The organism is Paraburkholderia sp. BCC1884 (genome assembly GCF_900996225.1).
Taxonomy (GTDB): Bacteria; Pseudomonadota; Gammaproteobacteria; order Burkholderiales; family Burkholderiaceae; genus Paraburkholderia.
Map to the genome: position 1 here is coordinate 218,054 of NZ_CAAJGL010000011.1, position 16,479 is coordinate 234,532.

General features: G+C 62.1%; 15 protein-coding genes and 1 rRNA gene. 5 read left to right on the forward strand and 11 right to left on the reverse strand.

What is annotated here, in order from left to right:
• Positions 1 to 54: 54 nt before the first annotated feature.
• The 5 genes from yjfF to FQ705_RS01045 form a co-directional block, all read right to left on the reverse strand.
• Positions 55 to 1,152, reverse strand: coding sequence for a galactofuranose ABC transporter, permease protein YjfF (yjfF, locus tag FQ705_RS01025; protein ID WP_144137610.1), 1,098 nt, complete (start codon positions 1,150 to 1,152; stop codon positions 55 to 57).
• A complete protein-coding gene (locus FQ705_RS01030; protein WP_144137611.1) occupies positions 1,149 to 2,180 on the reverse strand; it encodes an ABC transporter permease in 1,032 nt (343 codons plus the stop codon). The genes yjfF and FQ705_RS01030 overlap by 4 nt, the downstream gene beginning before the upstream one ends.
• Complete coding sequence (locus tag FQ705_RS01035; RefSeq protein WP_144137612.1) at positions 2,177 to 3,829, reverse strand: sugar ABC transporter ATP-binding protein; 1,653 nt, start codon at positions 3,827 to 3,829, stop codon at positions 2,177 to 2,179. The genes FQ705_RS01030 and FQ705_RS01035 overlap by 4 nt, the downstream gene beginning before the upstream one ends.
• A gap of 177 nt (positions 3,830 to 4,006) precedes the next feature.
• On the reverse strand, positions 4,007 to 4,993 hold the full coding sequence (locus FQ705_RS01040; RefSeq protein WP_144137613.1) for an ABC transporter substrate-binding protein: 987 nt from the start codon (positions 4,991 to 4,993) through the stop codon (positions 4,007 to 4,009).
• Between the two features lie 167 nt (positions 4,994 to 5,160).
• Entirely contained in the window at positions 5,161 to 5,760 is a 600-nt protein-coding gene (locus FQ705_RS01045; RefSeq protein WP_144137614.1) for an alpha-ketoglutarate-dependent dioxygenase AlkB family protein, read from the reverse strand.
• A 181-nt stretch (positions 5,761 to 5,941) separates the two neighbouring features.
• On the opposite strand from FQ705_RS01045, the gene FQ705_RS01050 reads away from it, so the two are divergent.
• On the forward strand, positions 5,942 to 6,526 hold the full coding sequence (locus tag FQ705_RS01050; protein ID WP_144137615.1) for a malonic semialdehyde reductase: 585 nt from the start codon (positions 5,942 to 5,944) through the stop codon (positions 6,524 to 6,526).
• 27 nt (positions 6,527 to 6,553) lie between these two features.
• On the opposite strand, the gene FQ705_RS01055 is transcribed toward FQ705_RS01050, so the two are convergent.
• The gene (locus FQ705_RS01055) at positions 6,554 to 6,901 is read right to left on the reverse strand and encodes a hypothetical protein (RefSeq protein WP_144137616.1); all 348 of its coding nucleotides are present in this window, start codon (positions 6,899 to 6,901) and stop codon (positions 6,554 to 6,556) included.
• Between the two features lie 387 nt (positions 6,902 to 7,288).
• Here FQ705_RS01055 and FQ705_RS01060 point away from each other — a divergent pair, with 387 nt between their 5' ends.
• Complete coding sequence (locus FQ705_RS01060; RefSeq protein WP_144137617.1) at positions 7,289 to 8,452, forward strand: metallophosphoesterase; 1,164 nt, start codon at positions 7,289 to 7,291, stop codon at positions 8,450 to 8,452.
• Positions 8,453 to 8,460: 8 nt separating this feature from the next.
• On the opposite strand, the gene FQ705_RS01065 is transcribed toward FQ705_RS01060, so the two are convergent.
• On the reverse strand, positions 8,461 to 8,985 hold the full coding sequence (locus FQ705_RS01065; RefSeq protein ID WP_144137618.1) for a hypothetical protein: 525 nt from the start codon (positions 8,983 to 8,985) through the stop codon (positions 8,461 to 8,463).
• Positions 8,986 to 9,538: 553 nt separating this feature from the next.
• On the opposite strand from FQ705_RS01065, the gene FQ705_RS01070 reads away from it, so the two are divergent.
• Together FQ705_RS01070 and FQ705_RS01075 are read left to right on the forward strand one after the other, a co-directional pair.
• Positions 9,539 to 10,246 carry an MgtC/SapB family protein gene (locus FQ705_RS01070; RefSeq protein WP_144137619.1) on the forward strand — a complete coding sequence of 236 codons (708 nt, stop codon included), beginning with the start codon at positions 9,539 to 9,541 and terminating at the stop codon, positions 10,244 to 10,246.
• Between the two features lie 161 nt (positions 10,247 to 10,407).
• Positions 10,408 to 10,662, forward strand: coding sequence for a GlsB/YeaQ/YmgE family stress response membrane protein (locus FQ705_RS01075; protein ID WP_144137620.1), 255 nt, complete (start codon positions 10,408 to 10,410; stop codon positions 10,660 to 10,662).
• Between the two features lie 58 nt (positions 10,663 to 10,720).
• On the opposite strand, the gene FQ705_RS01080 is transcribed toward FQ705_RS01075, so the two are convergent.
• The 3 genes from FQ705_RS01080 to FQ705_RS01090 all read right to left on the reverse strand — a co-directional run bounded on the left by FQ705_RS01080 (position 10,721) and on the right by FQ705_RS01090 (position 15,017).
• The gene (locus FQ705_RS01080; protein ID WP_144137636.1) at positions 10,721 to 12,235 is read right to left on the reverse strand and encodes an acetyl-CoA hydrolase/transferase family protein; all 1,515 of its coding nucleotides are present in this window, start codon (positions 12,233 to 12,235) and stop codon (positions 10,721 to 10,723) included.
• Positions 12,236 to 12,459: 224 nt separating this feature from the next.
• Positions 12,460 to 12,675, reverse strand: coding sequence for a hypothetical protein (locus FQ705_RS01085; protein ID WP_144137621.1), 216 nt, complete (start codon positions 12,673 to 12,675; stop codon positions 12,460 to 12,462).
• A 152-nt stretch (positions 12,676 to 12,827) separates the two neighbouring features.
• On the reverse strand, positions 12,828 to 15,017 hold the full coding sequence (locus FQ705_RS01090; RefSeq protein ID WP_144137622.1) for an FUSC family protein: 2,190 nt from the start codon (positions 15,015 to 15,017) through the stop codon (positions 12,828 to 12,830).
• Between the two features lie 198 nt (positions 15,018 to 15,215).
• Here FQ705_RS01090 and FQ705_RS01095 point away from each other — a divergent pair, with 198 nt between their 5' ends.
• Complete coding sequence (locus tag FQ705_RS01095) at positions 15,216 to 16,190, forward strand: LysR family transcriptional regulator (RefSeq protein ID WP_144137637.1); 975 nt, start codon at positions 15,216 to 15,218, stop codon at positions 16,188 to 16,190.
• Between the two features lie 177 nt (positions 16,191 to 16,367).
• Here the strand turns inward: FQ705_RS01095 and rrf are convergent.
• Positions 16,368 to 16,479: ribosomal RNA gene (gene rrf / locus FQ705_RS01100) — 5S ribosomal RNA — on the reverse strand.

Below are 16,479 nucleotides of genomic sequence, written 5' to 3' on the forward strand. Positions count from 1 at the left end.
GCAACTCATCCGGCCACGCATCACACGACGCGCTTGCGCCGCCGGCTCACTCACTCAAGCCTGTTCCGGCGCGCGTCCAATGACATGCGAGTCCGACGCCGCCGGCCCTTGTTCATGACCACGCTCACGTCCCGTCGTGGCGACCGCGCCGGGGCCGCCCGGCCGGCGCGCCGACTTCGCATGACGCTCGATCAGCCGTTGCAACAGGCAGAACGCACACAGCAACGCGCCGATCACAATGCGGGTCCACCACGAGCTGAGCGTGCCGTCGAAGGTGATCAGCGTCTGGATCGTGCCGAGAATGCCGACGCCGAACAGCGAGCCGACCACATAACCGACGCCGCCTGTCAGGAGCGTGCCGCCGATCACGGTAGCCGCGATGGCATCGAGTTCCATGCCTTGCCCTTGCAAGCCGTAACCCGACAGCACATAGAACGTGAAGACCGCGCCACCCAGCGCCGAGCAGAACCCGCTTAATGCGTACACGCCGATTCGCGTGCGCGCGACGGGCAAACCCATTAGCAGCGCCGAGCGCGGATTGCCGCCGACCGCGTACACATTGCGGCCAAAACGTGTGAAGTGCGCAACGTAGATTGCCGCCAGCAGCGCGACGAGCGCGATCAGCACATTCGCCGTCACCGAGCCGACGCCGATATTCAGGCGAAACGCCGAGATTTTCTGAAACGTCGCATCGTTGATGGTGATCGACTGCGTCGTGATGAGAAAGCACAGGCCGCGCGCGAAGAACATACCAGCCAGCGTCACGATGAATGCCTGCAGCCGGAAGAAGTGAATCAGCGCGCCCTGGATCGCGCCGAATACGGTGCCCATCAGCAGCACGATCGGCAGGATCAGCCAGACCGATACATGCCAATGTTCGGACAACACCGCTTCGACAATCGTCGTCAGCGCGACGACGGAACCGACCGACAGATCGATGCCGCCGGACACGATCACGAAGGTCATGCCGATCGCGACGATCAGCAGAAAGGCGTTGTCGACCAGCAGATCGAGCAGCACCTGCCACGAGAAGAATCCGGTGTACATCACCGAGCCGAATGCGAACAACGCGCAGAACAGCAGGATCGTGACAGCGATCGGCAGCGTGCGCGGATCGACGATATGCGCCCAGGCTTCGAGAAGTCGTCTCATCGCGCCACCCCGCGCTGCGTGAACAGGGACATGGCGAGCGCGCGTGCCGACGGCGACTGGATCACGCTCACCGTGAGCACGACGGCCGCCTTGACGACCAGCGTCGCCTCGGGCGGCACGCCGATCGAATAGGTGGTGTAAGTCAGCGTCTGGATGATCAGCGCGCCGAGCACCGTGCCCGCGAAACTGAAACGGCCGCCGAGTAGCGACGTGCCGCCCAGCGTCACCGCCAGGATTGCGTCGAGTTCGAGCAGCAGACCGGCGTTGTTGCCGTCGGCGCTGCGCACGTTCGAACTGATCAGGATGCCCGCCATCGCCGCCGTCAATCCCGAGAAGCCGTACACCGCGAACACGAGCGCTTTCGAGCGCAGACCGACCAGCCGCGTCGCCACCGGATTCACGCCGATTGCGCGGATGAAGAGCCCCAGCGCTGTGCCTTCGACCAGCGCGGCCGTGGCCAGCACCGCGACCGTGGCGATCCAGACCGAGCACGGCACACCGAGCCAGTAGCCGCCGCCGACGAACAGATAGCCCGGCGCGCCGATCGGAATGATCTGCCCGGCCGTCAGCAATTGGGCGATGCCGCGGCCGGCGACCATCAGGATCAATGTCGCGATGATCGGCTGCATGCCGACAAAGGACACCAGCAAGCCGTTCCACATGCCACTCAACACGCCGACGATCAAGGCCGCGATCAGCGCCTGCGCAATGAGTCCGGCGCTCGGCTCAGGTTGCGACGCGAGAATCGCGGCCGCTGCTGCACCCGCAATCGCCACCACCGCGCCGACCGAAATATCGATACCGCGCGTGGCGATCACCAGCGTCATGCCCGTGGCTACCAGCACGAGCGGCGCGGCGCGATTCAGGATGTCGATGAGCGCGCCGAACAGATGGCCATCGAGCATGCGCAGCGCCAGAAAATGTGGATTGACCCACAGGTTCAGCCCGCACAGCAACGCCAGCGTGACGCACGGCCAGATTAACGCGCGCTCGCCGCCGTCACCACCAAACCAGTTCGCCAGCTTCATTCGCCGCTCCCCGCGATGAGTCGATAGATATTGTCCTCGTTCGAGGCCTGACCGGCGACCTCGGCGATCTTGCGGCGGTCGCGCAACACCACCACGCGATGACTGACGCGCAGCACCTCGCTGATCTCGGACGAGATGAACAGGATGCTCAACCCGTTCGCGCACAGCGCCAGCAGGCGATCCATGATGTCGAACTTGGCCGCGACGTCGATGCCGCGCGTGGGTTCGTCGAGGATCAGCAGCCTGGGATCGGTGGCGAGCCAGCGCGCGAGCAGCGCCTTCTGCTGATTGCCGCCGGAGAGCAGGCCGATGGGCTGTTCGGCGTCGGCGGCTTTGATGCCTAGCCTGTCGATCCACAGATCGGCCAATTCGCGCGCGCGCGGCCGACTGATCTTGCGCCACCAGCCGCGCCTTGCCTGCAGGGCCAACAGAATGTTTTCGCGGATCGACAACTCGGCGACGATGCCCTCTTTCTTGCGATCCTCCGCACAGTAGCCGATGCCGTGGCGGACCGCGTCGCGCGGTGAACGCAGACGTACGGGACGGCCTTCGACCAGGATCGTGCCGCTGTCGGCACGATCCGCGCCGAACAGCAGACGCGCGGTCTCCGTGCGGCCCGAACCGAGCAGGCCGGCGAGGCCGAGAATCTGACCAGGCTGCACGTCGAGGTCGATCGGCTGCAAGGTGCCGCGTCGGCCAACGCCGCGCAGTTCGACGAATGCCTGAGCGGACCCGGTTTTCTGCGAGTTATGCGGGGTCGCCTGCCCCTCGTGTGTTTCCAGGCTCTCATGCGCCGCTTCGCGCAGCCGCGCGCTCATGCGCTCGTGGCCGACCATCTTCGAGACCAATTGATCGGCAGGCAGATCGCGGGCGAGATATTCGCCTTCACGTTCGCCGTTACGCATGACCGTGATGCGATCGGAAATAGCGTATGTCTGTTCAATGAAATGCGTGACGAACAGAATGCCGATTCCAGATTGCTTAAGATGCCGAAGTATTTTAAAAAGCTGGGCGACTTCACCATCGTCGAGGCTGGACGTCGGTTCGTCGAGAATCAGCACGCGTGCGTCGACCGATAGCGCGCGTGCAATGGCCACCATCTGCTGGACCGCGATCGGATAGGCGTCGAGCGAACGGGTGACGTCGAGCGAGACGTCGAGCCGTGCGAGCGCGGCCTGGGCGCGTCGCTTGATGTCGGGCCAGTCGATCGCGCCAAAGCGTCGCGGCTGCCGGCCCGCGAAAATATTCTCTGCTACAGAGAGATTCGGACACAGATTGACTTCCTGATACAAGGTGCGCACGCCGGCCGCTTCCGCATCCTGCGGCGAGCCAAACGCGACCACTTCACCGCCGAGTCGGATCGTACCGGCATCCGGCGCGACCACGCCGGTGAGCACGTTGATGAGGGTGGATTTGCCTGCGCCGTTCTGGCCCATCAGCGTGTGAATCTCGCCGGGGAACAGACGGAAGTCGACCCGCTGCAAGGCTTTCACGCCGGGAAATGTCTTGCTGACACCGGCCGTCGCGAGAATGGGTTCGCATGGACCCGGCGAGCTATCGGCGCGAATTGGGCCGCCACTGGCGCCGCTATTGCTGGTGCCGCTCGTACTGCCTGCCGGCGAATTCGGTTCGGAAGCGGAATGCGTCATAGGCCTCGCTCGATCGGTGGTGCATCAGTTCGGCGCTCTCCGGCGGCGTCCATTGGAAAAGAGGCCGTCCGCTGCCGAAGCAGCGTGACGGCCAGGCACCACTGGAGAAAGCTTTTCTACTAGCCCGAATTGCACTGCGGGCTCGCGTCAATCGTCAGGAAACCTGAGTACCTCGTTTTAGTACTTGCGCGTCGGCAGAGTCTGCGCGGCGACGCTCATCGGGAACACGGTTTCCTCCGTGAGAATGCGCTTGGGCAACGGCTTGCCGGCCACCACATCCTTCACCGCCGACATCAGCTGCGGCCCGAGCAGCGGGCTGCACTCCACGTCGACGTTCATCTTGCCAGCGGCCATCGCCTGGAAGCCGCCTTTGGTCGCATCGAACGAAACGACGGTGATGTCCTTGCCCGGATGCAGGCCGGCCTCTTCCATCGCCTGGATGGCGCCGAGCGCCATATCGTCGTTATGCGCATAAACTACATTTATTTTATTTCCATAAGTTTTTATAAACGCTTCCATGACCTGCTTGCCGCCGGCCAGCGTGAAATCGCCGCTTTGGGAGGCAATGATCTTAAATTTGGGATCGTTTTTGATGACTTCCATCAGGCCAGAGTGACGGTCGTTGGCAGGCGCCGAGCCGACCGTTCCTTGCAGTTCCGCGATGTTGACCGGTCCTTGATCGCTTTTATAGTGATCCTCCAGCCAATGGCCGCCGCGACGCCCTTCTTCCAGAAAGTCCGAGCCGATCATCGTGACGTAGAGCGACGGGTCTTTGGTGTCGATATTGCGATCGGTGAGAATCACCGGGATTTTGGCGGCTTTAGCTTCGCGCAGCACCGGCTCCCAGCCGGATTCGACCACCGGCGAAAACGCGATCACGTCGACTTTCTGCGCAATATACGAGCGGATCGCCTTGATCTGGTTTTCCTGTTTCTGCTGCGCGTCGGAGAATTTGAGTTTGATCTTTGCGTCCGCGGCCGCGGATTTGACCGATTCGGTATTGGCCGTGCGCCATGCGCTTTCCGCGCCGACCTGCGCAAAACCGAGCGTGATCTGCTTGTCTTGTGCGTAAGCGCCGGGCGTGGCCAGCGTCAGCGCTCCGATGCCCGCGCAAACCGCGAGCGCGCCCAGCGCGCGACATGCGGCGCGTCGTGTATTCGCCATGACTGTCTCCTGATCATTGTTGTGTAGGTAATCCTCGAACCCGCCCAGCCTTTGCGGCCCTCATGGTGCGTGGATCGTGATGTAGCGTAGTGTGTGCCGCGTTACCCGTCCAATCATATGATTCGCGCCGGCGATACCATTTTTGATATAGCTGGCGGGTGACCACGTTAGCGGGTTGTTGACCGTGGTGTCACCCAGCGAAATGTCAGATTGATGCGTTCGCCTGCCACGCGAGGCTCCTTGGGTATCCGGTGGCGCCATTGCGACTGCGTTTCGCCCTTCATGACGAGCAGACTGCCGCCCTTCAGCGAAAACGACTGGACCACGCCGCTCTTGTTGTGCCGCAGATCGAAGGTGCGCGCGACGCCGAGGCTGACCGAGGCAATCAGCGGTTTTGCGCCGAGCTCCGGCTCGCGGTCGGCATGCCAGCCCATGCTGTCCGTGCCGCTGCGATAGCGGTTGATCAGCACGCTGTTAAAACCTGTGCCGCAGATTGCCTGCGCTGCCGCTCGCAATTCGGCGACCGCCGGTGTCCAGGGTTGCGGCAGGTTGCGGATCCCGGAGTAGACATAGACGGCGTCCGGCTCGCCTTGCCAGGCCGTCAGCCGCGGCAACGGTACGCGGCCCGCCGGCGTGCCCATCATGTCCTGACGCCACGCCACTTCGTCGATCAGTTGCGTGAGCGCCTGCGCCGCCGCGTCGGGCGCCAGCCAGTCGGGGTACCAGTCGACCTCGGGCGTCGGCAGGTCGTCGAAGAGATCCGTCATGAGATTGCCTGAATACGATTGCTGACCCGCACCAACCAGACATCAGGGTGTTGGCCGGCGCGAGTGTGAACCCTGGCTATTATGGCGGTAACGACCACATGGCCGACAGACCTGGGTTGCGGTTTCATCCAACGCTGCCACTCTGATTCAACTCCACTTTCAACCTCGAACGGACTTCATCATGACTCTTTCCGACCAGGCGCTCGATCAGCTATTCCGCGACGCGCGCACTCACAACGGCTGGCTGCCCAAAGCGGTCGACGATACTGTGCTCAAACAACTGACGGAACTGGTGCTGCTCGGCCCGACCTCGGCCAATTCGAGCCCCGGTCGCTTCGTCTTCGTCAAGACGCCGGAGGGCAAGGAGAAGCTGCGCCCTGCCTTGTCGCCCGGCAATCTCGAGAAGACGATGGCGGCGCCGGTGACGGTGATTGTCGGCATGGATATGGCGTTCTACGAGCATCTGCCGAAACTGTTTCCGCACGCGGACGCGCGCAGCTGGTTCGCCGGCAACGATAAGGCGATCTCGGACACGGCGTTTCGCAATTCGACGCTGCAGGGCGGTTATCTGATTCTCGCCGCGCGCGCGCTCGGGCTGGACACGGGAGCGATGTCCGGCTTCGACGCCGCCAAGGTGGATGAAGCGTTCTTCGCCGGGACGACCGTCAAGTCGAACTTTCTGGTCAATCTAGGCTATGGCGATCCATCGAAACTGTTTGCGCGCAGCCCGCGTTTTGCATTCGACGAAGCTGCTCAGATCGTCTAGCGCTGCAAGCGACACCTGCCGGTGCGCTTACGTGAAAATCGCCACGTAGAACACCACGGCGCCGATCAACGCGCCCACGAAGCAGAAGCCCTCGTCGGCGTCGTCCCCGCTGGAACGCAGCCACGCGCCAACGACGCCGAACAACCCCGCGATTCCCAAGGCAACGCTGGCCATCACCACGTCGAAGAGCGCGTTTTTGCCGAGCTCGGAGATGTCGATGTCGCGCACGCCGTAGTACAGGCCGATTGCCATCAGCGAAATAACGACGAGCGGCAGCATCACGTGGCTGCCCTCGTGCCCGACGTGACGCGCGTGATGCGCATGGCTCGTGTGGTCCGCGTGACGGAACGGATTACCCGATCTGAGCAGCTTCATGATGCGCCTCCTGCATTCCATCTATTCGCCATCGGCTGGCGACAAACGAACCGCCACGCTGGCCGCGGCAAGCTTTGCAGCGGCTTCGAAACAGGTCGGTTCTCTTTGAGAATACTCCACGGCGGAACACAACTCAAAGACCATTTAATTCAGTCGCGACGGAGGATGCGAGACGCAAAAAAGGCCGTATCGAATGCTGCAATGCAATGCTTTCGCAGTGCTCCAATGGTGAATACAACGCGACCGGCCGCCACGGTTAATTTGGCGGCATCGGCACGCTATGGCACATGTCGGTAGAATAGTTCGGCCCAGCCGCTATTGCTTTGCAGCGGCCGAAGACCGCCGCTTCATCCGCTCGCGCCGGCCCCTTCCCGCCCTGAACCTTCTATGCGCCGCTCATCGTTTCTTGTCCGCATCATCCTGATTGGCATCCTGCTGCATATTTACGTTGGCCTGCGCCTGATTCCCGACATGCCGGTCGATGCCACCGGCCGATGGCTGAGCGCGTCGTGGCTCGTGCTGTCGATCTTCCTGATTCCGCTCGGCATGCTGGCACGTAGCATCAAACGGCAACCGCTCGGCGATCGTCTTGCGTGGGTCGGCCTGCTCGCTATGGGCTTCTTCTCCTCATTGCTGGTGCTGACCTTCGTGCGCGACCTGATGCTGGCATCGCTGTTGACCGTCGATGCGATCTGGCCCAACGTGATTGCCATTCATCATTGGCGGACCGGCTCGGCCGCGGCGGTGCCTTTGCTTGCCCTGCTCTCGACGCTCGTTGGCCTCTTCAACGCTCGCCGGCGCGCCAAAGTGGTGACGATCGAAGTACCAATCGACGATCTGCCGGACGCCCTCAACGGCTTCACGATCGTTCAGATCAGCGACATTCACGTGGGCCCCACCATCAAGCGCCGTTACGTGGATGCGATCGTCGACGCGGTGAATCGGCTGAAGCCCGACTTGATTGCCGTGACAGGCGACGTGGTGGACGGCAGCGTGCCGCAACTCACCAAACACACCCAGCCGCTATCACGACTCAGCGCGCGACATGGCGCCTTCCTCGTCACGGGGAATCACGAGTACTACGCCGGTGCAAACGCGTGGATCGAAGAATTCCGTCGCCTCGGACTGAATGTACTGCTCAACGAGCACGTGATCGTGGACCACGACGGCGCGCGCGCCGTGATTGCCGGCGTGACGGATTATTCCGCCGGCCACCATGATCCCCTGCATCGCAGCGACCCTGCCGCAGCGCTCGCGGGCGCGCCCGGCGACGTGCTAATCAAGGTTCTGCTCGCGCACCAGCCGCGTTCCGCTGAAGCCGCCGCAGCGGCCGGTTTCACGTTGCAACTCTCCGGCCACACCCACGGCGGCCAATTCTTCCCGTGGAATTTCTTCGTGCGATTCCAGCAGCCGTTCACGGCCGGTCTCGCGCGGCTGAACGGACTGTGGGTGTACACGAGCCGCGGCACCGGCTACTGGGGCCCGCCGAAACGCCTGGGCGCGCCGTCTGAAATCACCCGTTTGCGTCTCGTACCCGGCGAGCCCGACTGACCCACCTCTTATTGCATAGGTGCCACGGCCACGTTGACCTGCGCCGCGAAGGCGACCACCACCTGCATACCGGGCGTCACATTGGCGACCATGGCCGGCTCACGACCCTGGATATGAAACACGGCGCCGTTCGCGCTTTTCAACGCCATGACGCCAGAACCGTGGTCGACTGACTCGACGCGGGCGGCGACTCGCTGCACCGTGTCGGCTTGAGCTGTTTGGGCCGCCGCGCCCTGAGCTTCCACGCCGCGCGTGACGCTGATCGTGGCCTCACGCACCATACGAATATGCACTTTCGAGCCTTGCCGGATTTGCGCCAGGTTGCGGGCGTCGGTGATATTGAAGGAGGCTTCGCCGCCCTGCGCGTCGAGCACGGTGACCGAGTGCTTCGCCGCGTCCACCGATTTCACGGTACCGTCCGCCCGAAGCGTGCTGCTGCCTTGAAACGGCGCAGGCAAACCGGCACCGAACGACGCAAGCGGAGCGGCTGCGATCAGCGCGCTCGCCATGATGCCAAGAGCTTTAACTTTCATACATTCCTCGACTGGGATGAACCACGTATTCCGAAGTGCGCAAACAGTGTGTTTTTCGGGACGGCTTCCGTCAATATTCGGAGTCCGTATCGATATCTGGATCACGCCGATGTCATCGGTGAAATTTCCAGGCGCGCGTAATCCTGGATGCGCGGATGCGTAAGTTCTCATCGCCCCGCTTGACTTCACTTTGCAGGGCCGCCTAAAATCCGCCCACCCCATTCAATCGGAATCACAATCTTGGACTGTAGCTGTCATACCAGTCGAGCTTCGATTCGCCCGATCGCCTGATCGGCAAGATTTCCGCGCCAGTCCGTCTGCCTGTCGCCGTCTTGCCTTCGGGTCCGACGGTGCACGTCGTTATATCCTCGTACTGCCAGGAAGCCTTGCGCGACTCGAATCCGCGCGAAGGCTCCATGCCGTTTGCGCCGCGCGTTCTTACTCGCGCGCGCTTCGTCGCGCTTGAGCGCGCGCACCTCCTTTGCCGGAAGACGTGCCGCTGTCATGCGTCGGGTTCACACTGTGCGAATACGCGCCCCAACCTTTCTGACCGATGACCATTGAATTTGTGTGGCGGCTCCTCGCCGCCTTCGCCTGCGGCGTCGCCATCGGGCTCGAACGGCAGATGCGTCAGCGCAATGCCGGCCTTCGCACCATCACGCTGGTCGCGAGCGGCGCGTGTCTGTTCGTCACGCTCGGCGTGCTGAGCGGCAACGGCAGCTCGGGCATCACCCAGATCGCGGCCTATGTGGTCTCGGGCGTCGGCTTTCTGGGCGGCGGCGTGATCATGCGCGACAAAGGCGCGATCCAGGGCATCAATACGGCAGCGACCCTGTGGTGCTCGGCGGCGGTCGGCGTGTTGTGCGGTGCGGGACACTACGGGCCGGCGCTCGCCGGAACCCTGATCGTACTGCTGACGAATACGGTGCTGCGTGAAGTCAGCCGGATGATCAACGCGACGCCGGTGTCGAACGCCGATCTGGTACGCGAATACGTGCTGACGATCGTCTGCCGGGAAGCAGACGAGATTCATATTCGCACCGCCGTGTCCAACTCGATGTACTCGGCGCCGCTATCATTCCAGAGCCTCACCAGCGAAGACGTCGACGGTGACCGAGGACGCATTCGTGTGACTGCCACGCTCAAGCTCCACCCCAAGGATCAATCGAAGCTCGAACGGATGGCCAGCCGCATCAGCATGGAAAAGAGCGTGTCCAGCGTCAGTTGGATAGCCAGGGAAGCCGAGGCGACACCCGAGTGAGCACGCCGCTTAAGTCCCCCACAACGACGCGCATCGTCTACACTTATTTGGCAACAGATTCAGACAATGTTAATTCCGCATCCTGAATATGGACTGTCCCATAACCTTCGACTAAGCTCTGTCACCGTGAATTTTTCACACTCAACCATGGAGTCTCGATTATGGAACACGGCATCATTGCATGGCTCATCATTGGCGCGATCGCTGGCTGGCTGGCCGGCATACTCGTCAAAGGCGGCGGCTTCGGCCTGATCGTCGACATCATCGTCGGGATTGTCGGTGCGTTCATCGGCGGCTGGCTCGCCGGCGTGTTGCACATTTCGCTGGGCGGCGGCTGGATCGGATCGATCATCACCGCCGTGATCGGCGCCGTTATTCTTCTGTTTCTCGTCCGGCTGGTCCGACGAGGCGCCTGAGTTCTGCGCCTGATGCTGCACGGCGTCGGGGGCGAACGCCACCTGACGCCGGTTTGACTCAAAGCAGTGCTGCCACCGCCGGCAACATCGAGCCGGTTTCACGCAGGCGCGTATGCCAGGCGAATGCCTGTTCCAGGCAATGCGGCGTTTGCCCTGCCCCTTTCAAAGCCTCCCGGTAGTAGTCACGCAGCAGATCGCGGTACAGCGGATGCGCACAGTTCTCGATAATGAGTTTGGCACGCTCGCGCGGCGCGAGACCGCGCAAATCGGCGAGACCCTGCTCCGTCACGACCACGTCGACGTCATGCTCGTTGTGATCGCAATGCGGCACCATGGGTACGACGCTCGAGATGCGGCCGCCCTTCGCCATCGACTTGGTAGCGAAGATCGCACACGATGCATTGCGCGCAAAGTCGCCCGATCCGCCGATGCCGTTCATCATGTGCGTGCCGCCCACATGCGTTGAATTGACATTGCCGTAGATGTCGAATTCCAGTGCGGTGTTTAATGCGATCAGACCCAGCCGGCGAATCACTTCAGGATGATTGCTGACTTCCTGCGGACGCAGCACGAGGCGGTCGCGATAGCGCTCGAGTTCGCCGAACACCTGCGCCTGACGCGCGGCCGACAACGTGATCGACGCGCCCGAGGCGAACGTCACCTTGCCCGCATCCAGCAGGTCAAAAGTCGAATCCTGCAGCACTTCTGAGTAAATCTCGAAGCCATCGAAGGGCGAGTCGACAAAGCCCGCCAACACTGCGTTGGCGATCGTGCCGATGCCGGCTTGCAGCGGCGGCAATTGTTGGGACATACGGCCGGCTGATACCTCGTGCTGAAAGAATTCGATCAGATGACTGGCGATCAGCTCCGTTTCGGCATCCGCGGGCAAGACCGTGGATGAACTGTCCGGCACATTCGTGATCACGATCGCCGCGATTTTCCCGGCAGGGATCTCGATGGCCGGCGTGCCGACCCGGTCTTGCGGACGCATGATCGGCAACGGCGCGCGATGCGGCCGCTGCCCCGGAATCCAGATGTCGTGCAAACCCTCGAGCGTGAGCGGCTGCGCAAGATTGATTTCGACGATTACCTTCTCGGCGAGGATCGCAAAGCTGGCCGAATTGCCGACCGACGTAGTCGGCACAATGCCGCCGGTTTCCGTAATCGCGACGGCTTCAATGATGGCGATGTCGAGCTTGCCGAGCTGGTTGGCGCGCAACATCTCGACGGTCTCCGACAAATGCTGATCGACGAACATGACTTCGCCACGATTGATCGCGTCGCGCAGAGTTTTGTCCACCTGGAACGGCAGGCGCCGCGCCAGCACATGAGCCTCGGTGAGCATGCGATCGACGTCGTGCCCGAGCGAGGCGCCCGTCATCAACGTGATTTGCAACGGCTTGCCTTCCTGACGCGCACGTTCAGCAAGCGCAAGCGGGACAGCCTTGGCGTCGCCCGCACGCGTGAAGCCACTGGCGCCGACGCGCATGCCGTCGTGAATGAGCAGCGCCGCTTCGGCTGCCGAGGTGATTTTTCCGCGCAGTGCGGCGCAGCGAATCCGGTCTTCATGCATGATGCTGGGTCTCTCCATATTCACCAGTCAGTCTACCGGTGCGCACGTCTGCGGTGTGCTTCGCTCGGTAGCCAGATTGTCGCACCAGCCGCGGCGTCCTGATGGTGGCGTCGCGGCCAGTTTTTCGTCGCGCACATAGTGATCGCGACAGGTCTTGCAGCTAGTTCATATGCAATACAGGGTGCTGCTTGTCACTTGCTCTGTCTGCTTGCCCGGTTGCCTGCTCAACTGCCGAAGTAGATATTGCAGAAGCTCACTGGACCGACGCACTCTTGCGCTTCAGGCGCGGGCATAGAAAGACGGCCGTGCGGGGCGATGCCGTTGTCGCGCTGGACATTGGCTTGGGCGGTCTGTTGTTCAGGGACGTTCGGTGCGGTTTGTGCGTGAGCGACAACGGCAGAAAAGGAACAGGCAATCAGGGCAATCTTCAACACATTCATTTCGTTCTCCAGGACTTACGGGTACTGCCGAAGCAGTGATAAAACTATATGACTGCCGTCTACGCAGATAAACGGGCCTGGTCGGAACTGATCCTTCCATCTCGCAGAAGGATCGAGGCGCATGCGTGCTTTGTCGTCGAACTGCTAGCGGGCTAGCGCGCGCTGAACGGTGCGTCCTTGTCGAGCAACGCAGTGCGAATGAAATGCAGGCAGCTGAGAATGCGCTGCAGGTCGTGACGCTTGTCGCGATCCGCGTGCACGGTTTGCAGGAGGTCCTGAGCGATCCATGTGGCCGAACGCACCGAGACGAGCGCATTATCGAGCGTGCGGGAGTCGGGGCGCGCGAAGAGTTGCGCGAGGTCGTCGCGCGCGCGCTCGAGCACGCTCGACCACCGTGGATGCATGGCAGACGCGTAAGCGGCGCGCGCCACTTCGTTGCGCAAATCGATCACCGCGTGGCCGACTTCGAGCGTCGCGAGGGTCCAGCGCAGAGCGTCGCGGCGACGCCGCGAACGTCGCGTCAATAGCAGGCGCAATTGAGCGGTCAGATCGTGCGTGCTCGACTGGAAACGTTGATTGAGGCTGGGCAGCTCGTCCTTGCAGGCGGACACGACCTGGCCGCGCAGATCGCCCGTGATTCGCCGAATGAGCCACGGCATATCGGCCGGAAAAACGACGGTGAGGGCGAGCGCGGCCACAAGCATCGACGCGGTCAGCGCGAGGCCGTTGTTGATCAGCAGATCCGGCGCATACGTGACCACATTGTCCGGTCCCGCAAGCAGGCAGAAGAACACCGAGAAGCCAATGCCGTATCCCGCCGCACCCTTGCGAGTCGCCATGAATGCGCCTAGCGCGAGCACCGGCGCGAGCGTTGCGCAGAGCAGCGGAAAGCCATCGATGTTCGGATAAACGTAGCACGTGAACAGATAACCCGTCATGGTCGCCAGCACGGCGCCGATGCCCATCTGCAAGGCCATTCGCGGCGCGTTCGGTGCGGCGGACGTCAACGCGCATGCGAGCGCGGCGCCGATTACGGCGAGACCGCCGCTCGGCCAGTCGGTCGCGATCCAGAACCAGGCGACGATAGACATCACCACGGCCGAGCGCACGAACGTGAATGCGACGACGAAGCCGTTCGTTTTGCTCACGTAGCGGCTGCGGGCGAGTTGTTGTGTCGGGTGTGACGCCGGTTTGCGCTGTTCCAGGGAAATGTAACTCGCCGAGTAACGGATCCATTCATCGACGAAGCGGTAGAGCAGTTCCGCTGCCGTGTCGAAGTCGGCGAGCGCTTCGGCGGCCGCGGTCTCCAGTGGCCTCCTGGTTTCGCGTACGCGTCGCGGCAGGGTCGCCTGAAAGTGTCGCAAACGTGTGGCGATGCGCGCTGCGTCTACGCCGGCGTCCGCGTCCGCCTCGTGACCTCGGCTTAACAGCGCGGCCAGCTCGTGAAAGTATGGATCGATTGCGGCGACGATCGGCGCGGAAGTATTGGCGCGCAGTCGCTTGAGCAACTGATGCAAGGCGTGAAGTCGGGCGCAGGCATCCATGAACTCGCTGTTCAAACGACTGAGATACGAACTGCGCGAGCGCATGGCCGGGTCTTCGAAGGCCGCAAACGTGCGGGTCGCTTCGAAGCCCACGATCTCATCGACGAGATCCGCAAAGCGACTCTCGAACTGACCTCGTTCGATTTTCCGTTCGAGCACATCGGCGGCGAACGCAGTAAAATTTCTGTAGCGAATCTGCAGTGCGCGCCGCAGCGCGAGGCTGGAGCGCTGCGGCACGATCAGCGCGCTCACCGCGCTCGAACTCACGATGCCAACGGCTACCTCCGCCGCCCGCGTGAGCGCTGCCAGAAACAGGTCATGCGGCACCGTGACATTCGGAATGCCGATCAGCGCCGCGGTGTAACCCGCCAGAACGAAGCCATACCATCTGAAATGCCGATACCGGACCGCTGCTGCAATACACGCGCTCACCCAGCCGATCATGCCGAGCATATACAGCTCGGGCTGCTGGACGAAGAGCGCGCCGAGCACCAGCGCCGCGACCGTGCCGACCGCCGTGCCGAGAATCCGGTAGAAACTTTTGGCGAGCACCATGCCGCTGAATGGCTGCATCAGCACGAACACGGTTGTCATGGCAATGCGCGGTTGCGGCAAGTCCAACAGCATCGCGATGCCCAGCGCCAACAATCCCGCCGTCACCGTTTTCAACAGATGCAGCCAGATCAAGCCGTCGCTATTCGCCCAGTCGCGAAAGGCCGGGGTGAGGAGCGTCGGCAACATGACGCTCCACGGCCGGTGGGTGTCGGTCGTCGGTTTGATCGCATGCTGGCGTTTCATCAGAAGGCAACGTGCCCGGTTTATCGCGGAAGGAAGCGCCGACGACGCATCGGTGCATTGGCAGGCTAGGTGCCGATTGTAGGAGCGGCCGATGTGCATATTAAGGGGACAGGTTGGGAACGTCCCTTCCAGAATGAACAACAATGCGCTCCCGGCATAGGCGGACAATACGGCTTCTGCCGTGAAATAGAAGGATCGATGGATACGCTACAAAATATGCGAGTGTTCGTGCGCGTGGTCGAAGCTGGTAGTTTTACCGCCGCCGCGCAGTCACTCAATTCGACCACCGGCGCCATGTCGCGCGCGGTCTCGGAACTCGAAGCCCATCTGCGCACACGGCTACTCAACCGTTCGACGCGACGGCTTGCGCTCACCACCGCCGGCGAGCGCTATCTCGAACGATGTCAGCAGATACTGGCCGATGTCGACACGGCCGAGGAAGAAGCGAGCTGCGCGCACGAGCGCCCGAGCGGCGCCTTGCGCATGCATAGCTTCGCGAGCATCGGTCAGCATTATGTGTTGCCGGCGATTTCGCGATATCGGGCGCAATATCCGGAAGTCACTGTCGAGCTCACGCTGTCGCAGCGCATGCCGGATCTGTTCGAAGGCAGTGCCGATGTCGCTGTGATCGGCGCGTCGACTTTGCCCAATTCGGATCTCGTGTCACTGCCACTGGGGACGACTTTCAGCATTTTGTGCGCATCGCCGGCCTACGTGCACGCGCACGGCGCACCGCAGCAGCCCGCTGACCTTGCTCATCACGAATGTTTGATCCTGCATACGCCCGCGTTTCCTCCCCACGAATGGGTGCTCGACGGCCCGAATGGCAGCGAGATGATGGAGGTGAATGGGCCTGTGCACGTCAACATCGCGGAATCGCTGATTGTGGCGATTCGTGAAGGTATGGGTATTGGGATGGTGCCGCTTTATGCGGCCATTTCAGGCTTACGCGATGGAACGCTTGTGCGCGTGTTGCCGGAATATACGCTGCAGAAGATGAATGTTTACGCGCTGTACCCGTCGCGTAAGTTCATCGATGCGAAGACGCGGACTTGGGTCGAGTTCCTGCGGACACATCTGCCCAAAGTGATCGCTCGCGATGAAGCGTTGCTTGCTGAAGTTGGCCAGACATTGGTTGATGGCGTTGCTTTGCCTGCCGGGGCTAAGCCGTAAAGGGGACGGTATGGCAGAAGGAATGGGATGCTGAACTGAAGATGCGCGCGGCAGGCTGTGTGCGGATGCGGTCACAGCGCTGCGAGTGCAGCGAGCGATGTGACCGTTGATTTTCCACGCGCGGAAAACGCAAAAACCCCACCTTGAAGGGGTGGGGTTTTTGTTTGCTGCTTGGGAGCCTGACGATTACCTACTTTCACACGGGAATCCGCACTATCATCGGCGTGGAGTCGTTTCACGGTCCTGTTCGGGATGGGAAGGGGTGGTACCGACTCGCTATGGTCATCAG